This is a genomic window from Niastella caeni (genome assembly GCF_004834005.1).
Taxonomy (GTDB): Bacteria; Bacteroidota; Bacteroidia; order Chitinophagales; family Chitinophagaceae; genus Niastella; species Niastella caeni.
The window spans coordinates 102,684-121,880 of record NZ_STFF01000010.1; the positions used below are offsets into that span (position 1 = coordinate 102,684).

At 43.4% G+C, this 19,197-nt stretch carries 18 protein-coding genes and 1 tRNA gene; 10 read left to right on the forward strand and 9 right to left on the reverse strand.

Annotated features, from left to right (window positions below):
* Positions 1-75: 75 nt before the first annotated feature.
* Positions 76-1,608: a DUF1565 domain-containing protein gene (locus FAM09_RS26340; RefSeq protein ID WP_166437279.1), complete on the forward strand. Its 1,533-nt coding sequence runs from the start codon at positions 76-78 to the stop codon at positions 1,606-1,608.
* A gap of 94 nt (positions 1,609-1,702) precedes the next feature.
* Here the strand turns inward: FAM09_RS26340 and FAM09_RS26345 are convergent, their stop codons facing one another.
* Positions 1,703-2,116, reverse strand: a complete 414-nt coding sequence (locus tag FAM09_RS26345; protein WP_136580159.1) for a winged helix-turn-helix transcriptional regulator — start codon at positions 2,114-2,116, stop codon at positions 1,703-1,705.
* Between the two features lie 152 nt (positions 2,117-2,268).
* Between FAM09_RS26345 and FAM09_RS26350 the strand changes: the two genes are divergently transcribed.
* Entirely contained in the window at positions 2,269-2,931 is a 663-nt protein-coding gene (locus tag FAM09_RS26350; protein WP_136580160.1) for a DUF2306 domain-containing protein, read from the forward strand.
* Between the two features lie 175 nt (positions 2,932-3,106).
* On the forward strand, positions 3,107-4,720 hold the full coding sequence (locus tag FAM09_RS26355) for an alpha-amylase family glycosyl hydrolase (protein ID WP_136580161.1): 1,614 nt from the start codon (positions 3,107-3,109) through the stop codon (positions 4,718-4,720).
* On the opposite strand, the gene treZ is transcribed toward FAM09_RS26355, so the two are convergent.
* Entirely contained in the window at positions 4,712-6,571 is a 1,860-nt protein-coding gene (treZ, locus tag FAM09_RS26360; RefSeq protein WP_136580162.1) for a malto-oligosyltrehalose trehalohydrolase, read from the reverse strand. The genes FAM09_RS26355 and treZ overlap by 9 nt on opposite strands.
* Positions 6,572-6,693: 122 nt before the next feature.
* Between treZ and FAM09_RS26365 the strand changes: the two genes are divergently transcribed.
* Together FAM09_RS26365 and FAM09_RS26370 are read left to right on the forward strand one after the other, a co-directional pair.
* A complete protein-coding gene (locus FAM09_RS26365) occupies positions 6,694-7,485 on the forward strand; it encodes a helix-turn-helix domain-containing protein (RefSeq protein WP_136580163.1) in 792 nt (263 codons plus the stop codon).
* 94 nt (positions 7,486-7,579) lie between these two features.
* Positions 7,580-8,419: an NmrA family NAD(P)-binding protein gene (locus FAM09_RS26370; protein ID WP_136580164.1), complete on the forward strand. Its 840-nt coding sequence runs from the start codon at positions 7,580-7,582 to the stop codon at positions 8,417-8,419.
* A gap of 67 nt (positions 8,420-8,486) precedes the next feature.
* On the opposite strand, the gene FAM09_RS26375 is transcribed toward FAM09_RS26370, so the two are convergent.
* The 3 genes from FAM09_RS26375 to FAM09_RS26385 form a co-directional block, all read right to left on the reverse strand.
* Positions 8,487-8,810 (reverse strand): hypothetical protein, encoded by a 324-nt coding sequence (locus FAM09_RS26375; protein ID WP_136580165.1) that lies wholly within the window; start codon positions 8,808-8,810, stop codon positions 8,487-8,489.
* A 119-nt stretch (positions 8,811-8,929) separates the two neighbouring features.
* Positions 8,930-11,065, reverse strand: a complete 2,136-nt coding sequence (locus FAM09_RS26380; protein ID WP_136580166.1) for a xanthine dehydrogenase family protein molybdopterin-binding subunit — start codon at positions 11,063-11,065, stop codon at positions 8,930-8,932.
* Between the two features lie 171 nt (positions 11,066-11,236).
* Complete coding sequence (locus FAM09_RS26385) at positions 11,237-11,611, reverse strand: DUF2784 domain-containing protein (RefSeq protein WP_136580167.1); 375 nt, start codon at positions 11,609-11,611, stop codon at positions 11,237-11,239.
* Positions 11,612-11,721: 110 nt separating this feature from the next.
* Between FAM09_RS26385 and FAM09_RS26390 the strand changes: the two genes are divergently transcribed.
* Entirely contained in the window at positions 11,722-12,297 is a 576-nt protein-coding gene (locus FAM09_RS26390; RefSeq protein ID WP_136580168.1) for a DUF4256 domain-containing protein, read from the forward strand.
* 19 nt (positions 12,298-12,316) lie between these two features.
* Here FAM09_RS26390 and FAM09_RS26395 read toward each other — a convergent pair whose 3' ends face one another.
* A complete protein-coding gene (locus FAM09_RS26395; protein ID WP_243751788.1) occupies positions 12,317-13,012 on the reverse strand; it encodes a DsbA family protein in 696 nt (231 codons plus the stop codon).
* The gene (locus tag FAM09_RS26400) at positions 12,984-13,997 is read right to left on the reverse strand and encodes a manganese catalase family protein (RefSeq protein ID WP_136580170.1); all 1,014 of its coding nucleotides are present in this window, start codon (positions 13,995-13,997) and stop codon (positions 12,984-12,986) included. The genes FAM09_RS26395 and FAM09_RS26400 overlap by 29 nt, the downstream gene beginning before the upstream one ends.
* Before the next feature lie 375 nt (positions 13,998-14,372).
* Here FAM09_RS26400 and FAM09_RS26405 point away from each other — a divergent pair, with 375 nt between their 5' ends.
* Both FAM09_RS26405 and FAM09_RS26410 read left to right on the forward strand, forming a co-directional pair.
* Positions 14,373-14,774: an SPW repeat domain-containing protein gene (locus tag FAM09_RS26405; protein ID WP_136580171.1), complete on the forward strand. Its 402-nt coding sequence runs from the start codon at positions 14,373-14,375 to the stop codon at positions 14,772-14,774.
* A 283-nt stretch (positions 14,775-15,057) separates the two neighbouring features.
* Positions 15,058-15,705, forward strand: a complete 648-nt coding sequence (locus tag FAM09_RS26410; RefSeq protein WP_136580172.1) for a DinB family protein — start codon at positions 15,058-15,060, stop codon at positions 15,703-15,705.
* Positions 15,706-15,782: 77 nt separating this feature from the next.
* Here the strand turns inward: FAM09_RS26410 and FAM09_RS26415 are convergent, their stop codons facing one another.
* Complete coding sequence (locus FAM09_RS26415; RefSeq protein WP_136580173.1) at positions 15,783-17,015, reverse strand: PQQ-dependent sugar dehydrogenase; 1,233 nt, start codon at positions 17,013-17,015, stop codon at positions 15,783-15,785.
* Between the two features lie 738 nt (positions 17,016-17,753).
* Here FAM09_RS26415 and FAM09_RS26420 point away from each other — a divergent pair.
* Positions 17,754-17,827: transfer RNA gene (locus FAM09_RS26420), tRNA-Asp, on the forward strand.
* Positions 17,828-18,406: 579 nt separating this feature from the next.
* Here FAM09_RS26420 and FAM09_RS26425 read toward each other — a convergent pair.
* Positions 18,407-18,622, reverse strand: a complete 216-nt coding sequence (locus FAM09_RS26425; protein ID WP_262711684.1) for a helix-turn-helix transcriptional regulator — start codon at positions 18,620-18,622, stop codon at positions 18,407-18,409.
* A gap of 147 nt (positions 18,623-18,769) precedes the next feature.
* Here FAM09_RS26425 and FAM09_RS26430 point away from each other — a divergent pair, with 147 nt between their 5' ends.
* A complete protein-coding gene (locus FAM09_RS26430; RefSeq protein WP_243751789.1) occupies positions 18,770-19,099 on the forward strand; it encodes a helix-turn-helix domain-containing protein in 330 nt (109 codons plus the stop codon).
* Positions 19,100-19,197 lie beyond the last annotated feature (98 nt).

Genomic DNA, 19,197 nt, shown 5'->3' on the forward strand with positions numbered 1-19,197 from the left:
TATACTTACTGGCATATTCATTGTAAACGTATATCGTTTATTTAATTACTGTACCTAATGAAAATAGCTCAATCTATGAGGAAAAAATTTACTGTATTTACCTGCCTGTTAGTTGTTATATGTTTGTCATTGACCTCCTGCAAGAAAGATAACGATAACAATCCGAAAGAACCACCCGGTTCAACAAATGATAATCCAAAGCCGGGTGATAATCCCCCCACAGTTGCCAACCCCACGAATGTGTATGATGTTGAAGTAGTTAAAGGTGTAGGCACCGGAGCTACGCTGTATGTAGCCACCGATGGCAATGATGGCGCAGCGGGCACCATTACCGCACCACTGAAAACACTCAACAAAGCGGTATCGCTGGTGAAACCCGGCGGTATAATAATAATGCGTGCCGGCACTTACCAGGGAGCTGTTATTAATACGGGGTTTGGTACTGCCGATGCATGGGTTACCTTAAAGGCTGCGCCGGGTGAATCGGTTACGTTGCAGGGAAACCCGAGAGGCAGTTCCGTTGCAACCATTTATTTTTATACCAGTAGCTGTGATGAATATGCACCAGCTGGTTCAGTGTGCGCATCAGCCTATTGGCGTATTAAAGGGTTGAAGATCATGTCAACCTCAGCCGGTGGAGCAGATGCCAATGCCGTGAAGATCGATATGCCGCATGTGCAGATCGACAGTTGTAATTTATGTTGTGCCGTTCCGGATATTATAAAAATCGTTCGTACTGCCAATAATGTGGCCATTTTAAATTCGGAGATCTACGCCGATCCCGCCATTGTTAAACCTGGTGGTAATTCGCAAGGCATTGATATTACCGGCGCTGATAATATTCGTGTTATCGGTAACTATTTGCATGACCTTCCTGATGTAGCCATGTATGCAAAAGGAAATGCCCGTAAGCCCATCTTCGCCTGCAATCGCATCAACAATACAGGTTTTGGCTCCGCCAGCGGTGGGTATTGTGCCATCATGCTTGGACAACAAACAGACGAAAATCGCCTGGTAGATGGTCCTTATGAATCGTATGACGGACTGGTTGTTAATAATATCATCAGTAATGTTTCCGGAGCCGCACTTGCCGCCAGCTCCAGTTCCAATTCGCGCTTTTATCACAACACCTGTTATATGACCGCACTTAGAAGCCACAGCGGCATGTTGATCAGTACGGAAGGCGGTATTGGCTATACGCCGAACAAAGGAATTGAGTTTGTAAATAATGTTTTTATACAATCAGCTACGCGTCCACGAATAATAACCAGTACCGACCGGGAATATACAAAGCCAACAGAAGGGCCGCTGGTTTTCAAGAACAATATTTACTGGAGTTCCGGCACAGCGCCTACTTTTATCTGGATCCCCAAATTTTATAATGAAAAGCCTTTCGATCAATGGCAGGCTGCGTTTAAAGATATTTATGGTGGAACAGACTTAAGTTTAAATAATGTGAATCCATTGCTGACGCTGGCGCCAAATAATTTTGAACCACAAGCCGGAAGTGCGGCCATTAAAGGAGCCGCCACCGGTTATGCCACCTATGATTACTCAGGGAAGAAGCGAACCGGTACGCCTACCATTGGCGCTATTGAAATTAATTAAGCGGGCTCAACGCACCTGATGCGGATCTATAATAAAAGTTATCGCCATGCTGGTGATAACTTTTTTGTTTTGTAGTACTTGCATTGCGGGTGTGTCATTGACAAACGGAGCTGACAGTGCTCCATTTGTTTTTCTTATCAGTCAGATCTTCATTAACATTTTGTTGATTGCTGACCTTCTTTACTATCTCTTTGTTTTTGATTCCCCATTCATTTAACCGGGCTAAAATAGGTAGAATGCTTTCTCCCAATTCAGTCAGCGAATATTCCACGCATAAAGGAAAACCAGGATGAATAGTTTTTGAGAGAATTTCGTAAGCTACCAGCTCACTCAGTTGCATATCGATCACCCGGGGACTTGTGTTAGTTATTTCGCGATGCAATTCACTGGGACGTTTAGCACCCCGGCTAATGGCATCTATGATGCAGGGTTTCCATTTTGCGCCAAATACTTTCATGGCCACGATGATGCCGCAGTCAAGGTCTTCCTGTATCTTTCTTTCGTACATCTTTTTATTGTTAAAATTAACTTTTTCCTGAATTAATTACCCGGCTTTTCATACCGAAAAATTATTCGGTACCTGAAAATCAATTCGGTTATTTTATTTCTTGGACCAGCATGCGAATTTGCAGGCAATTATTCACTTTTCAAGTTTATACTATGCCTGAAATTTTGAAACCTTCCGATACGGCAGGATCTGCCAAACGTATTTCGTGGTTCCGTTTGATCACTATTCGCCAGTTCTTATTCTGGGTAGCCATCTTTGTTGTTACCCGGCACTTCATGAGCGGCGCTGATCATTTCCTACAATTGACGCCGGAAGCATTGGGAAAATATTTTAACTATAAGTGGGTGCTGATCGCGCATATTACGGGCGGCGGCGGTGCGCTGGTACTGGGACCTCTGCAATTCTGGAGCAGGTTCAGGGCGCGTTATATCAAATTACACCGGTGGGTGGGCGTTGGTTATTTGTTGGCAATACTGGTAAGCTCAATATGCGCCGTAATCCTCAGCTTTACTACGGTTTATGACGTCAACTGGGCTTATGCATTTTCTGCGCAAGTATGGGTAAGTGTCTGGATCATTTCCACGGTCATTGCCTATCGTGCGGCACTGCAAAAAAAGTTTAAACTACACCAGGAATGGATGACGCGGAGTTATATCGTAACCCTGGCATTTATTGTTTCAGGTCTGACGCTAAAATTCTTATTGAAGATAGGGTTCGGGACTTTCGAAGCTATTTCTCCCTCGCTTTTCTGGATGGGATGGTCAGTGCCGCTTTTTATTTACCAGGTAGTTTTAAGTTGGAAAGCAAACAAATGAGCCTCCTTATGGGGGCTTTTATTTTTAATGCATTCTCTATTGGTTCAGTGCATTCAACTGAATATTCCCCTCAGTCCCTGGCATTAAATTTTCTGTAACTCATTGAATAAGTCCTGTCCTGGCTCTTGTAGCGTAGTACAATTCCTCATCACGAATCGCATAATACGATATAACAATGGCGCAGGAAAAGTTTCTCTGGTGGCAACAGGATGTTATTTACCAAATATATCCCCGGTCTTTTCAAGATACAAACGGTGATGGTATCGGCGATCTAAAAGGGATCATACAAAAATTAGATTACCTGTCATGGCTTGGTATAGATGTTATCTGGCTCTCGCCTGTTTATCCATCGCCCATGAAGGATTTCGGTTATGATATTTCCAATTATACAGATGTGCATCCGGTATTTGGTTCCATGGAAGATTTTGAGCTATTGGTTGCCCGCATCCATGCGCTTGGGATGAAACTGATACTTGACCTGGTTCCCAATCATACCTCCGATGAACATCCCTGGTTTATTGAATCAAGATCGAGCCGCGATAATGCTAAAAGAAATTGGTATATATGGGTAGACCCGCGTGAAGACGGCAGTGCACCCAATAACTGGCTTAGCGTTTTCGGCGGTGATGCCTGGCAGTGGGATGAACATACCCGGCAGTATTACTATCATGCTTTTCTGAAAGAACAACCCGACCTCAACTGGCGCAATCCGCAGGTGCAACAGGCCATGTTGAACGTTATGCGATTCTGGCTCGATAAAGGGGTAGATGGTTTTCGGGTGGATGTGATGTGGCACATGATCAAAGACAGTCAGCTTCGCGATAACCCACCTAACCCGGATTATACTGAGCTGCAACCCGATTACAACAAATTATTGCCGGTTTACTCAACCGACCAGCCGGAAGTGCACGACATTGTTCGGCTAATGCGAAACCTGGTTGACAGTTATGGTAAAAAAGTAATTATAGGAGAAATTTACCTGCCTATTGAAAAACTGGTAGTGTATTATGGGGTAAACAATCTGGGAGCACATTTACCATTTAATTTTCAGCTACTCACGCTGCCATGGCAGGCCACGCAAATTGCAACAGCCATTGACCTGTATGAAGGTGCATTGCCGGTGAACGGCTGGCCTAACTGGGTGCTCGGCAATCATGATCAGCAGCGTATAGCCAGCCGCGTAGGAATGCATCAGGCCCGGGTTGCTGCCATGTTGCTGCTTACACTCAGAGGCACGCCAACCATATATTACGGTGAAGAAATAAGCATGATGGATGTTCCTATAGAAAAGGAACAGATTCAGGACCCGCAAGGGCTCAATATGCCTGGCAAAAACCTGAGCAGAGACCCGGCACGAACACCAATGCCATGGGATGCCAGTGATTTCGGCGGCTTTAGCAATGCAACCCCCTGGTTGCCGCTGGGCAGGAATTATAAGCGGGTGAATGTACAGGTGCAGCAAAATGACCCGTATTCAATGCTTTCGTTTTATCGCAAGCTCATACAGATCCGTAAAAAAGAACCTGCCCTGCGAATTGGCAACTACCGGCCCGTTCATTCAGATCATCAGCTCATTTCATACACCAGGGAGTGGGAAGAAGAAAAGTTTCTCGTTGTACTTAATTTAACCCATGCAGTAAGTTATTTTGATCCTCCTCATGTACAGATCAACGGAACCATTGTAGCATCTACGCATAATGAACTGGAAGGGATGTATGTAAACGGCGCCATTTATTTAGGCGGCGATGAAGGAATACTGGTGAAGTTGAACGACATATCGTCATTGTAGCATGGATGCATATGCTACAACACAATATGGAGGCAGCTGTACTTTCTCATTGCCATTCATTTGCAGAACAGGCTTATAATTTTCTGAGGTGTGTTGATACTGCCATTGAGGTTGTTTTGAATGCAGCAGTAAATGCCAGGCCGGTTGGCTTGAAGGCAGATGATAATGCAATTCCTTTTCAGAAAGATTGAATAAACATATTAAATGATGTGCTGCGTTTTCGCTGCGCCGATGAATTGCTAATCCTTTTCCACCAAACACTTCCGCGCTTATATATTTCTTATCTGTATACTGAAAGATGGAATGGCTGTTGCGAAGGCGGATCAATTCCTTATGCCAGTTGAGTAACATCTTGTATTTCCCTTCATGACGTTTATGCCATTGTAGTTTACATTTCATAAAAGTTTTTTCCGCCTGCGGATCAGGAAATATCTCTCCCTCATTAAGGAATGAGGCAAATTCTTTTTTTCTGCCCTCCTTTACTGCTTCAACCAGTTCTTTATCGGTATGGCTTACAAAAAAATAAAAAGGAACATCTTCGCCATATTCTTCGCCCATAAATAACAACGGTACATAAGGAGAAAGCAGGAGAGCCGCCGCTGCCAGTTGAAGTTTTTCAACATCTACGAGCATAGATAATCGTTCTCCCTGTACCCGGTTGCCAATCTGGTCATGGTTCTGATTGTGTGCTATAAATTTATTTCCGGGAACACCTTTGGAAGATACGCCGAAATGTTTTTTTCGAAATTGCACCCATTCTCCGCTGTGCACGAAACCATCTGTAAACGCTTTGGCCAACTGTTTCATGGTCCCAAAATCGTAATAACGCTCTTTCCCTTTTTCATCGAGCAGCACATAGAGCGCGTGATGAAAATCATCGAGCCATTGTCCGTCGAAACCGTACCCGCCCAGTTCGGGCGGTTGAACAACTTTGGGACTATTCAAATCGCTTTCTGCGATCAGCAAAAAAGGCCTGCCAAGCTTTTCTTCCAATGCTTTTACCTTTTGATGTGTATACTCCCAGAAGTTTACAGCTCCGTTATCAAACACAAAATGTATGGCATCACATCGAAGTCCGTCAATATGAAAATGCTCAAACCAGTACAGGGGGTTATTGGAGAAATATTCCCGTACACCATCACTCCATGCGTCATCAAAATTAAGCGCCTTTCCCCAGGGGGTATTATACTTGTTTGTAGTGTAAGGACCGAAACTGGAAAAATAACAGCCTTCAGGCCCAAGGTGATTATAAACAACATCGAGGATAACTGCAATGCCTTCGCGGTGACAGGCATCAACCAGTTTTTTCAATCCTTCAGGCCCGCCATAGGTATTTTGAACAGCATAAGGATAAGCGCCATCGTAGCCCCAGTTGCGATTGCCTGCAAATTGCGAAACGGGCATTAGTTCAATGGCATTTATACCGGTTTCTTTCAGGTCGTGCAGCCGGCTGATGATTGCTTCAAACGTCCCTTCTTTTGTAAAGGTGCCTACATGCAATTCATATAGGATCATATTTTGCAAGGGTATGCTTTTCCACTGCTGATCAGTCCAGGCAAACAATTGATGATTTACCACTTGTGAGTGACCATGTACACCCTGGGGCTGAAATTGAGATGCCGGGTCGGGATAATCTTTTTCACCATCAGGTTTAAAAAAGTAAGTGGCATTATCGGGGAGATCATCTATTGATATTTTCCAGTATCCTTCTTCGTGCTTTGTCATTTCCATCTCCTTATCATGAGGATGTACCAGGTGCAGCACCATTCGATTGCATAATGGCGCCCAAACAGAAAATGTGGTTGTGTTATTGTTTTTTTCTGTTCCGTGTAATGTTGAGGTAATGAGCATTTTGTACTTATATTCAATATTCATGCCCGGGCATGGGAGATACGCATTGTTCTATTTTCGGCTATAGAACAACTTTACCATTAATTAATTGGTTAACTTGTGTATGTATAATCTGAAGTGTAATGAATTTCCAAACATTTGCACCTCCTGAAAACCTGACGCCTTTCATAAAAAGCTTCTGGGCGCTTAGCAGCGGCATCGATACGCCTGTTATGACACTCAGGGCATTCCCGGATGGATGCCCCGGTGTGATCATGGTTGAATCGGAAAGCGCCGTTTGTGATATTCATAAAAAGAAATTACCCGGGATCTATTTGCATGGCCAATCAATTAAAGCATCTGAACTTACTTATTCGGGTAAGTTTTCGGCAATAGGGATCAACTTTCAGCCGCATGCTTTGCGATCTGTTTTTGGTATTAATGCGAACGAACTGACCAATACCGGTATTGATATTACATCCCTTCAAACTAAAAAAACTGTAAGCTTTTCCGAGCAATTTATTAATGAAGAAACAATAGAAGGCAGAATAAAAATGCTCGCTGATTTTTTATTATTGCAACAGCAAAATAATACCAGGCAAACAGATGAGGCGGTCAGGTATGCCATAGGACTGATCGTTCAATCAAAAGGAAATCTGTTATTAAAAGAATTACATAAAAAACTCCAGCTTTCCGAGCGCACCCTCGAGCGAAGGTTTAACCAGGCGATTGGTATCTCACCCAAATTATTCTCCAGAATTTGCCGCTTTCAGGAAACGCTTCATCAATTACGTTCAAGCAGCTACGATAAGCTTTCAGATATTGCTTACGAAAATGAATACTTCGACCAGTCTTATTTTATCAGGGTATTCAAAGAGTTTACCGGATTTTCTCCACTTGAATTTAAGAAGACCATGCAGTCGCAAGGATATTAAAACCTATTTATATCTGTTGGGAAAAATGGCTCCTGTCGGTTTCGTACAATTTTAAAAAATGTGCTGCCGCTAGTTTTGATTAAAATTTAAAACTATGAGCAACACAACAACAGAACACAAACAAATTCTTGTAACCGGTTCAACCGGTAAAACCGGACGCAGGGTTTTACAAAGGCTATTAGATCGTGGAATTCCTGTAAGAGGCGTTTCGGGTTCCGGTAATCCCCGGTTTGATTGGAATGACCCTGCTACCTGGGAAAAGGCATTGAACAATATCAGGTATGTGTACATCTCTTATTATCCCGATCTGGCTGTGCCTGGCACCGGTAAAGTCATGGAGGCCTTTACTAAAATGGCTGTAGAGAAAGGAGTGCAAAAACTGGTATTGTTATCTGGCAGGGGAGAAGAGGAGGCGCAAGTGTGTGAGAAGGTAGTGATGAATACCGGAGTAGATTGGTCAATTGTACGGGCCAGTTGGTTCTGCCAGAATTTTAGCGAAGGCAGTTGGTTGGAACCGATCCTGGCTGGTCATATGCCGCTTCCTGTTGGTGATATTGGCGAACCATTTATTGATGCCGATGATATTGCCGATGTAGCGGTTGCGGCACTAACGGATGAAAAGCACAATAAAAAGTTGTATGAGGTTACAGGCCCACGCTTATTGACGTTTGAAGAAGCCATCAAAGAAATAGCCCGGGCCACAGGCAGGAAAATTACGTTCGAACGCGTACCGATAGATGCGTATTCAGCTATCCTGGCCGATTATGGATTGCCTAAAGACGTGATCTGGCTGGTTACCTACCTGTTTACAGAAGTATTGGATGGCCGCAACGAATCCATTGCCGATGGTGTTCAGCAGGCGCTGGGAAGAAAGCCAAACGATTTTAGTGAATTTGCCCGGAAAACAGCCGCTTCAGGGGTATGGGCGCAATGAGTGAATAGCCTGAAACAAAAAAGGACCATCGTTGCTGATGATCCTTTTTTGGTATTGGCAGCATTATTTAATCAACATCTGTTGGTACGAAAATAACTTCTACTTCCTGTCCGGTGTACTTAATTAGTTTATCAGCTACTTCTTCTACAATTGTCCTGGCTTTTTCAAATGTGATCTCCGCATTGAAGGTCATTTTTATTCCGGTAGTTTCCCTGGAATAGGAAAATTCATCTTTACCAACGGTGTAAGCGGTAGCGTCGTTTTTGGAAACTTTTGCCCAGGGCAGGGAGTCTGGTGTCATCAGCTTGTCAAAGTCCTCCGGTTTAATTTCTATATCACCTGGGGTAATTAAAAAATCGAAGTCTTTACCTTTCATGTGTGTTGATCGCATTGGACTAGCGGTTAAATTGACAGAGAGCGTAACTCCCCGGATGACGATTCCAATTTCCTTCCAATCGCAAAGGTAAGCTTTCTTTTAGCCACGATAACATTGTGTCAAAGTGATCTGTTCTACTTTAAACGTAAAGGTAAATCTCTAAGTCGTTGTCCGGTTGCTGCGAAGATGGCATTTGCCAAAGCCGGAGCAATAGGCGGAACGCCCGGTTCGCCGGCGCCGCCCATTTTCCCGGTGCTGGGAACAATATGAACTTCAATGGCGGGTGTTTCATTCATTCGCAACATTCTGTAATTATGAAAATTGGATTGCTGAACGCGACCTTTTTCAAGTGTTATTTCGCCATACAAGGCTGCGGTTAAACCAAAGACAATGCCGCCTTCCATTTGTGCAATGACGCCATCGGGATTTACTGCCACGCCGCAATCAATAGCGCAAACGACCCGATGTACCCGGATGTTTTTATTTTCAATTGATATTTCTGCTATTTGTGCTACATAGCTTCCCATTGCTTCGTGAACCGCAACGCCTCTATACCTGCCCTGGGGTAATGGTTTGTGCCATTCCGCTTTTGCTGCTGCCAGGTTTAATGCGGCCAGGTGGCGCGGATGATCCTTTAACAACCTGCGCCTGTATTCAACAGGGTCAACGTTTGCCAGAGCGGCCAGTTCATCTATAAGAGTTTCTATAACAAAGGCGCCATGTGTATGGCCCACTGATCGCCAGGCTAAAACGGGAACGCCGTTAGTGGTGGTCACTAATTCAAAAGACTTGTCAGGAATGGCATCTGCATAGGGGTAGCCTGTGGTAACAGAACTATAATCGATGCCATTATGAACGATGTATTTTTCCAATGGGCTGTTTACAAAAAGCGATTGACCTACGATGGTATGTTGCCAGGCAACAGGAAAACCTGCTTTATCAACCCCGATCTGTACCCGATGCAAATAAACAGGGCGGTAATAGCCGCCTTGAATGTCGTCTTCTCTTGTCCAGATCAATTTGATAAGCTGCCCGCTAATTTTTGCGATATTCACTGCTTCCATAACCCAGTCGAGACTAAATGAACCCCGCCGGCCAAAACTTCCGCCAATGTAAGGGGTATTGAATTCAACTTGTTCAGGTTTCAATCCTAAGAAAGCAGCTACTTCCAGTTGATGTAATAATTGCGATTGGGTGCCGGCCCAGATCTCGCATTTATCCTGCGAAATTCTAACCGTACAATTTAACGGCTCCATGGGCGCATGCGCCAGATAAGGAAAAGTAAACTCCGCATTGATTGACTTCGCTGCATTTTTTAATGCTGCAATACAATCGCCTTTTTGCACAATTGGAATGCCCTTTGTTGTTGACAATTTTCGATATTCATTCAATTGGCTTTTTGTGTCAATGTTCTCATGAACGCCATGTTTCCATTGAATTATTAAGGCATCCCGCCCTTTTTTCGCTGCCCAGAAATTATCTGCAATAACAGCAATGCCAGTGGGAATTTGTAAAACCTGTTTAACACCTTTTATCAATTTAGCTTTGCTTGCATCAAAAGAAGCAACTTGTCCGCCAAAAACAGGCGCGTGGGCAACCACGGCTGTAAGCAAACCGGGAAACTGAACATCTATTCCATATTTTGCCGAGCCATCTAACTTTTCGCGTGCATCTAACCGTTTTTTAGATCGGCCTATAATTTTCCAGTCTTTGGCTTCCCGAAGTTGTACGGTTGGCACGGGTAATAAAGACGCTTCATTTGCCAGGTCGCCATAAGGGACCCGTTTTTCGCCAATTATAACAAATCCATTTTCCGTTTTACAGTCGCTGGCCTTAACTCCAAATTTTTGAACGGCAGCATTTACCAGCATGGTGCGGGCGGTAGCGCCCACCAGGCGATAATTATCAAATTCTGATTTGGTTGTTTCTGATCCGCCGGTAGATTTCAAAATGGGTTCTGAATAATCGGTTGCTGTTCCGGGTGGGCTGTGCTCAACTATAATTTTATTCCAATCGCAATCCAGTTCTTCTGCAATGAGCATGGGTAAAGTAGTCCAGATGCCTTGTCCTATTTCTACTTTCGGTATCGAAATATGGATGCTGTTGTCTTCGCCAATGCGTAAAAAAGGATGCAGTCTGAATTTATTGGCTGGTGCAATTGCCGGGGTCGGACTTTCCGCGGGTGCAGGGATCACAAAAGAAATGAGCAGGCCGCCAGTTGCCGCCGTACTGATCTTAAGAAAGTTCCTTCTGTCAATTTTACCAGCCATATTTTTCGGAGGTTGTTTTTCCAAAGTACAAAACAGGGCTCTGGTGAAAAGGTTAATTATGAAAAGCCCGCAAAAATCGTTTCAAGCGGTCTGATTGCTATATCGGAGTACATTTTCAGCAGGATGGATAACTGTTAGCAGGTATTGGAAATAATTATTTATGTATCGTTTTTAGCGCCGGCCCTTGTTCCGTTTTATGAAATTAACATATACTGAAAGCAGAACGGCTGCCAGGAAACACACCAACGTTACCTTGTTAACGAAATCATCGGTGAATTGGCGGCCGGTAATTTTATTGGCGAAATAGGTGATAAATGATCCCGGTAAATTACCTTCTCCCAACTTTTCTTTTACCTCCCATTGCCAGTGGGTGATAGGGCAATACCCAATGCCAAACCATATACCCAATATAAACCAACTGCCTGCAGTGAGCATGATAACGATAAAATGAAGTTTCCTGGTAGCGGGAAAGATCCAGCCGAATAAATTAAACCCGATGATCAACAGATGGAGTACCGTAAGCAAAGCATCAACAAGGGGGAGCATCGTTTGTTATTGTTTCCTAAAGATCGGAAGAATAATGATGGCGCCGTTCACAAAAAACATCCGTTAGGGAAGGGAATAAATGATTAATATAGCAGTAGATAATAAGACATATGAAAAATAGCAATGGTAATAAAAAAGCGTTGTCATCGGCACAACGGGAAGCGTTACTCAAAGCGTTAAAAGTTCGTTTTGAAAAAAATGGGAACCGTCATAAAGGTCTTGACTGGGCTACCATACAAGCAAAGCTGGAAGCAAATCCTAAAAAGCTGTGGTCGCTTAATGAGATGGAAGAAACGGGTGGTGAACCGGACGTTGTTGGTTATGATAAAAAGACGGGCGAATACATTTTTTATGATTGTTCAGCGGAAACCCCGAAAGACCGCAGAAGTATTTGTTATGATGGAGAAGCGCTGGAATCGAGGAAAGAACATAAACCGAAAAACAGTGCTGTTGATATGGCAGGTGAAATGGGCATTGAGCTGTTAACGGAACAGCAATACAGAGAACTGCAGCAACTGGGAGAATTTGATAAGAAAACGTCGAGTTGGGTAAAAACGCCTGATGATATCAGGGAACACGGCGGCGCTCTCTTTTGCGATCGACGTTATGGTCATGTGTTCGTGTATCACAATGGTGCAGAATCTTATTATGCTGTTAGAGGATTTCGTGGGGTGTTGAGGGTGTGATTGAATTAAAAATCCGGGATCAACCCGGATTTTTAATTATAGAGATCAAGAGATCTGCAGGTTTGTATCCTGTGATCAGGATCGATTGTTGACCGGCACGCTGTATTAACAATGCCGGAAATCGTTGAATGGAACGATATTTCACCTCCTGTATATCTTTACGGAATGCTTCCAGTCCATTGCCATTTTTCATGTCGTCATAAAAGCGAACAAGATCAAAGCTGGCCATCGCTGCAGCAACCTGTTCAGCCACCTGCTGCAATACTTCATATTGCGCAATATTCAGGCTATGTACCATGATCGCTTCCTGTACATAGTGGAAATATAGCTCACCAAGGGCAGGGGATTGAAGCATGGCGCATTTTACAGCTATGCAAGCCGGATAGGAAGAGGCAGGCGGATTATCAACCCATATTTTGTGTGGTATGGGTAAACCGGAAATTTGACTTGCCTGCATCCACACAGGTCCCATTTGGGCCGGGCGGCTTATACAATTCAGGGAATCTATGTACTTATTCCATGCCGGCAATAAACCGCCCATGCAATACCGCCAGTGTATGGTCCCATTCCATGCTGTTTTTAGTTGGGCCAGTTGCCGGTTCATTGCCCAGCTCCAACAACACAAAGGATCGGTAAAATAAACAATGTTTAAATCCTCGTCTTTTCCCTGCCTGCCAGCGGATGTATTACAGGCCTGATTGATCGTTTTTTCCACTTTTGCCCGATTTGGTTTTACGTTTTGATTTTTCATTGGTGCTTTCTCCCATTGGCTCATCCCATTGTTGTTCACCTATAGGAGCGGCAACATTTATTTCTTCACTCCGAATGCCACTAAGCTCGCGGTCCATTGCATCAACCCTTTCAGGCGTACGGTCTGTTCCCATTGGCTGCTGCTGCATTAATCCATGTGTTTCCAGTATATACTGTATCGGATCTTCTACGTATTGGTAATTTTCAGCAAGCTGACTTGTCTGGCCTTCATTCCAGGGGCCTGAAAAATCGTTGCCGGTAGACATATTAAAATACTGATTGCTGTACCTGGGATCACTTTGAAGAACGCCTGGCGGGAAATTGGGTTGAATGGTTCCCAGCGCTGCTTCAAACATCTGGAAGTGCGCTACTTCTCTTGTCATCAGGAAACGCAGGGTGTCTTTTACATACGGATCGTTGGTAAATTGCAACAGGTATTCATATACCATTTTGGCTCTTGATTCGGCTGCAATATCAGATCTGAGATCGGCAGTAAGATCTCCTGTGCAATCGCCGTTAATATAGGCTGCGGTCCAGGGAACACCCTGGGTATTGGTGTAAGCCGGAGTGCCGGCACTGCCAACCAGGAACTGTGGAGCCGTCATCCCTTCATGGATCATTTGTTCTTTAGCGCCTTTTCCGTTCAATAATTTCATGATCTCTGAATTATCAGCAGCATTCTTTAAATCACCATTAATACCAGTCAATAACATCTGGATAGTAGCGCCAACTATTTCCAGGTGGCTGAACTCTTCGGTGGCGATGTCCATCAACAGGTCATACTTATCAGGATAAGGTTTTCGGGCGCCAAATGCCTGACCAAAGTAGCGTAAAGCTGCGGCCAGCTCACCATTAGCGCCTCCGAATTGTTCTAATAATAAAGTAGCAAATGCAGGATCGGGTTTTGATACCCGTGCATTGAATTGTAATTCTTTAACATGATAAAACATATGCGTTGAATTTTATTTTAATTAAGAAAACTGAATTACAGCACGCTTTCAATAAGCATGTAATACCTATGTTTCGTTGGGTAAAGTCGCCCTTTAACGAAGCAAAAACCAGGAAGCAATTATTTATTTGACACTACATTTGGCGGGACATAACGATTCGCATAAAATTCATGCCGCGCATTATTTCCTGTTATAAGGATATATTGATTGAGTAGCGATCTCAACGTTTTTAAATAATGCCTATAATTATACTCATAATACATCACATTAATGTTGCTGGCTGCAGGTAACAAAAGGCTTACCAATACTGGCATAGCCAGACTATGCAGGCTGGCATAACTTGTGAAGCTTTTATTGTAACTAAATGCTGATGTTATGAAACTAATAAGCACGAGGGTCCATGGATACCTGGATTATATTATGGGGGTATTACTCATAGCAGCGCCATGGATATTTGATTTTGCGCGGAATGGTGCAGAAACATGGGTACCGGTAATCCTGGGTATATCAACGATCTTATACAGTTTGCTAACAGATTATGAATTGGGTGTAACCCGCATGATCTCAATGCGTACACATCTTATGCTTGATCTTGTTTCAGGTTTGTTGCTGGCTGTTTCGCCCTGGCTGTTTGGCTTTGCCGAATACATTTGGCAACCGCACCTGATATTAGGTCTCCTTGAAGTTGGAGCGGTGTTAATGACAAGGCGTGAACCTGGTGAAAGACGTACGCCTGCCGATAGAAATATACACCAGCGGACTGCAACGGGGCATTAAGCCTGGTTTTTGGAGCACTTGTTTAATTCAAAAGTTTGTAGATCTGATCCGTGGCTCGCAAGGGGTTTGAATTTTAGTCAGCCCTAAAATGCAAAGGGGATCTCCGATGTATCGGGGATCCTCTTTTTTGTGACTGAAGCCTAAGGAGGAGGAGAGTGATCAGGAAATACATTAGGAGTTGTCATAATTCCTTTCGGCTTGCTGGTAATTATCCTACTACCACTTTGTAGATATTGCCGGTTGATCAAATCGTGGTAACTTCAGAGGTAACAAAACTTATGTTATGAAAGCTGAAATTACAACCAACCGCAGGGGATTTATTAAAACTACTGCCACCCTTACTGCCGGTTTAACTGCGTTACCAACGATATTGATGGCCGCTGAAAGTACTGTTGAGGATGGTATCCATATTATAGGGCCCAAAGAAGGTTTCTCTCCACAGATAGGGACCCTGGTATCTATGATGAACTGGATGCGCGAAACTGTATTGCGTTCGGTGAAAGGAATGAAACAGGAAGAACTGGACTACCTGCATGATCCCAAATCAAACACTATCGGAGCAATGTTATTGCACCTGGCGGCCACCGAAGTTTATTACCAGGGTAATACTTTTGAAGGACTGAAAGAATTTAAAGACAAAGCTACCTGGTCAATTCCCATGAGGCTGGGCGAGGAAGGCCGTAAAACCATAAAAGGTCATGACCTGGCTTATTACGTTAACATTCTCACCGAAACCCGCGAGAAGACCCTGACCGAACTGCGCAAGCGTGACGATAAATGGCTGATGACAGTAGACCCAAAATTTTTTGGCGGCCAGCCCACCAATAATTACTGCAAATGGTTTCATGTGGTGGAGCATGAATCTAACCACAATGGACAGATCAAGTGGATCAAGGGCCGGTTACCGGGAGCAGCAGGAGGAGGGGATTAGATAAGTCTCCTGCTTCAAAAACAAAAATGCCATCCCGGACCAGGGATGGCATCGTTATTCATTACAGGAATTAATTATTATTTCTTATCGATCTTATACAACCTGCCACCATCGGTTATGGCATACAACGCTTCATCCTTTCCTTGTGTAATATCCCTGAATCGTTGGTTTTCGCTTGCCAGCAATCTTTCTTCCCCTACCACCTTGTTATTATCTATCACCAGGCGTGCAATATGAGTACCACTTAACGCACCAATGAACAGATCGTTTTCCCATTCAGGAATACGATTGCCTTTGTAAAATGTCATTCCACTGGGTGAGATAACCGGGTCCCAGTAATAAACCGGTTGTTCCATACCGTTTTGCTGTTGTATAGGCGGATTGCCTATGGGTTGTCCACCATACTCGATACCGTAAGTAATAACCGGCCAGCCAAAATTAGCGCCTGCCTTAATACGATTAATTTCATCGCCGCCACGGGGGCCATGTTCGCTTTGCCAAAGCTCGCCGGTTGTTGGGTGAATAGCTATTCCCTGCGGGTTTCTATGACCGATACTATACAATTCCGGCAAAGCGCCTGACTGGCTGAACGTAGGATTTCCGGGCGCAGCCGTTCCATTGGTGGTAATGCGGACAATTTTTCCCAAAGCCGCCGTTACCGACTGGGCCAATGGCCGTGTAGCTATATCTGACCGTTCGCCGGTGCTCACGAACAGATTACCGGTTTTATCAAAAAGAATGCGGCCTCCGTAATGCATGGTGCCATTATAAGCGGGATTGGCGCGGTAGATCACTGTTGCGTTCTCTATGCTGGCTTCATTGTCGGCAAGCCTGCCTTTGGCTACTGCGGTTACAGTACCTCCTGTTACAGGTTCAGAAAAGACCCAATAGACCATTCTGTTTGAGTTAAACTGTGGGTCAATACATAAGCCTAACAAGCCACCCTGGTTACCAGCATTAACTGCCGGAATACCGGTGATGGGGTTACCTACTGTACCGGTGTTCGTAACAATACGCATTCTTCCTGCTTTTTCGGTGATCAGCAACCGACCATCCGGCAGGCTTGTGATGCCCCAGGGGGCAGTCAATGCAGATGTGAGAACAGTTGCCTGATAAGCAGCGGCGGTAGTAACACCATTAATACGTGTTTGCCCGGTAAATGCAGGTGGGTAGCTGGTATTGGCCGGTTTGGTCTCCACGGGTTTGCCTGTAGATGGAGAATCAGGTTTTTTGTCTTTATCATCCTTGGAGCAGCCATTCAAAACTGCTAGCGTAGCCGCAAGGGTGATAAAATAGGAAATAGATTTCATGTAACTACATTTTTGGTGGATAAATTAGTGTTCCCTTACCTGTTAAAAAATCGTTCCAGATTTCTTTCTTTAGCCAAAAATATATTCACCTGAGCATGATGTTGACGATGTAGTTTCTCAAATATGAATTTTTAATAATACTACTTTTCAATGCATCGAATAATTAGGTGTGTTAGGTACATTAAATATCCTCAAACATGCAAAAGATGTTGAGAGCAAATAATTAGAAAAAAACCTTTGTTATAATATTTTGAAGAGAATCACTGAAAGAGATTCGTTTCTTTAGCGTGTGATTTTTACTTTCAGGAAACCAATAGAGTTTGATGTCAACTTTGGTCACTTGTTTTGGAATAGTAACAAAACAACTACTTTCTCTATCTCCCAACTTTCAACCAGATCTCTGATTGCTGTTATTTTTAGGGCTGTGTGGCCCAGAATTGTAAGAGGCGGCCGGCTAATGGATATTTCAGCCAGCATACCGATCACCCAATCGACAGCCCTAAAATGTCCCTGCTCTCCACTTTTTATTAGTTTTCAATAAAAAAACTAAAAAACTTTTTTGGAGAAAGCCCAAAACTACTATCTTTGCCATCCCAAAAACGAACACGCTATCAGCGAAAACGTTTCGAGGTAAGGATCGGTAATTCAGTTGGTTAGAATACATTCAGCGATCCGGGTAGCTCTTAAGATTAAAAGCATTATCAAAATAACTTTGCAAGACCCAAAAGGTTAAGCAATGGATCGGTAGTTCAGTTGGTTAGAATGCCGCCCTGTCACGGCGGAGGTCGCGGGTTCGAGTCCCGTCCGGTCCGCTCACAAATCGCTTGAAACCCGCGCCCAGCGCGGGTTTCGGCGTTTTAGGGATTCTTTTATGCGACATAACCGGACAATACCCCAAACGTCCTCAGTAAAATTTGAATATCTAATCTATTGAACTTCATCTATCTGTAATAAATTGCAGTTTTCTATCCTTACATAAATGGACGAATTATTACTCGCGTAAAAATGATACATAAAACACTAACGTGATTGCTCAATTGAAGCTGCTTCCTAAGTAAAAAGCATGGAATTTTGTCATCCCGGAATCCAAAAGTAATGACATCACCCCAAACGTCCTCAGTAAAATCTGAATATCTAATCTATTGAACTTCATCTGTTTGTAATAAATTGCAGTTCTATCCTTACATAAATGGACGAATTATTACTCGCGTAAAAATGATACATAAAACACTAACGTGATTGCTCAATTGAAGCTGCTTTCCTAAGTAAAAAGCATGGAATTTTGTCATCCCGGAATCCAAGAGCGATTCCATAATTTAAAAGAAGTAGGTGGTGTAGCTTAGAAAATGATAGCGCTTTTCGAATACAATAAATATTCGTAAGTCTGAGAATTAATAATCAACCAATTTTTTTAAGGGTATATTCAGGGCTTCAGCAATAGAGACAAGAGTATCCAATGTTGCACTATACTTCGCATTTTCAATCCGCTGAATGGTAAGCTTGGATACTTCTGCGATATCCGCTAGTTCTTGCTGGGACATACCGGCGTTTTCCCTAAGAATTCTTAGGTGTGTAGCAAATGCTTTTATAGATGCCGGATTTTTCACCGGCTCAAAAGTCGTCTTCAGTTAAAATTTATTGGATACATATATGTATCCAAAATTGTATATTTGTATGAATGTGAAAGGGATAGGCCCTTTTTATTTCTTCGGTCTGAGTGATATCGTTGTGATTGTGTAATGAAAAGCGTGAAAATGGGAAACTCTTGGACTACACCCATCGTGCTGATTCCATTGGCGGAAGAACAGTTCTGGGAAAGGATGCGCCTGATTGTACGGGAAGAAATTCAGCTGTTTCAAAATTGGCAGCCTCCCGTAAGTGGGGCTGAATTTCAAACACCTGGCTTAACCTACAAGCCCCTTTACAAAATGGTCGAGGTGCAACAGCTCCTTCAGGTATCACGGACTACAATTTATGAGTGGATAAAACATGGAAAGCTGAAGCCTTACAAGGTTCGTTCACGGGTTTACTTTTTGTGGAAGGATGTACAAAACATATTAAATTCTAACGATTCTGAAAAGTAAAACACTACTCGTTTGAAGTGAGTACTATTAATTTAGCCATTATTCACTGTAAATGAAAATCAATTCTTTCGGAAAAAATTGCAGTAATCAATAAGGTT

Bases quoted from the DNA above. Each gene is read 5' to 3' on its own strand.
- FAM09_RS26375 (WP_136580165.1), bottom strand. From the start codon at position 8,810: ATGCGATCAACACACATGAAAGGTAAAGACTTCGATTTTTTAATTACC.
- FAM09_RS26415 (WP_136580173.1), bottom strand. From the start codon at position 17,015: ATGAAATCTATTTCCTATTTTATCACCCTTGCGGCTACGCTAGCAGTT.
- FAM09_RS26355 (WP_136580161.1), top strand. From the start codon at position 3,107: ATGGCGCAGGAAAAGTTTCTCTGGTGGCAACAGGATGTTATTTACCAA.
- FAM09_RS26345 (WP_136580159.1), bottom strand. From the start codon at position 2,116: ATGTACGAAAGAAAGATACAGGAAGACCTTGACTGCGGCATCATCGTG.
- FAM09_RS26350 (WP_136580160.1), top strand. From the start codon at position 2,269: ATGCCTGAAATTTTGAAACCTTCCGATACGGCAGGATCTGCCAAACGT.
- FAM09_RS26385 (WP_136580167.1), bottom strand. From the start codon at position 11,611: ATGCTCCCCCTTGTTGATGCTTTGCTTACGGTACTCCATCTGTTGATC.
- FAM09_RS26370 (WP_136580164.1), top strand. From the start codon at position 7,580: ATGAGCAACACAACAACAGAACACAAACAAATTCTTGTAACCGGTTCA.
- FAM09_RS26390 (WP_136580168.1), top strand. From the start codon at position 11,722: ATGAAAAATAGCAATGGTAATAAAAAAGCGTTGTCATCGGCACAACGG.
- treZ (WP_136580162.1), bottom strand. From the start codon at position 6,571: ATGCTCATTACCTCAACATTACACGGAACAGAAAAAAACAATAACACA.
- FAM09_RS26430 (WP_243751789.1), top strand. From the start codon at position 18,770: ATGGGAAACTCTTGGACTACACCCATCGTGCTGATTCCATTGGCGGAA.
- FAM09_RS26380 (WP_136580166.1), bottom strand. From the start codon at position 11,065: ATGGCTGGTAAAATTGACAGAAGGAACTTTCTTAAGATCAGTACGGCG.
- FAM09_RS26410 (WP_136580172.1), top strand. From the start codon at position 15,058: ATGAAAGCTGAAATTACAACCAACCGCAGGGGATTTATTAAAACTACT.
- FAM09_RS26340 (WP_166437279.1), top strand. From the start codon at position 76: ATGAGGAAAAAATTTACTGTATTTACCTGCCTGTTAGTTGTTATATGT.
- FAM09_RS26365 (WP_136580163.1), top strand. From the start codon at position 6,694: ATGAATTTCCAAACATTTGCACCTCCTGAAAACCTGACGCCTTTCATA.
- FAM09_RS26400 (WP_136580170.1), bottom strand. From the start codon at position 13,997: ATGTTTTATCATGTTAAAGAATTACAATTCAATGCACGGGTATCAAAA.
- FAM09_RS26405 (WP_136580171.1), top strand. From the start codon at position 14,373: ATGAAACTAATAAGCACGAGGGTCCATGGATACCTGGATTATATTATG.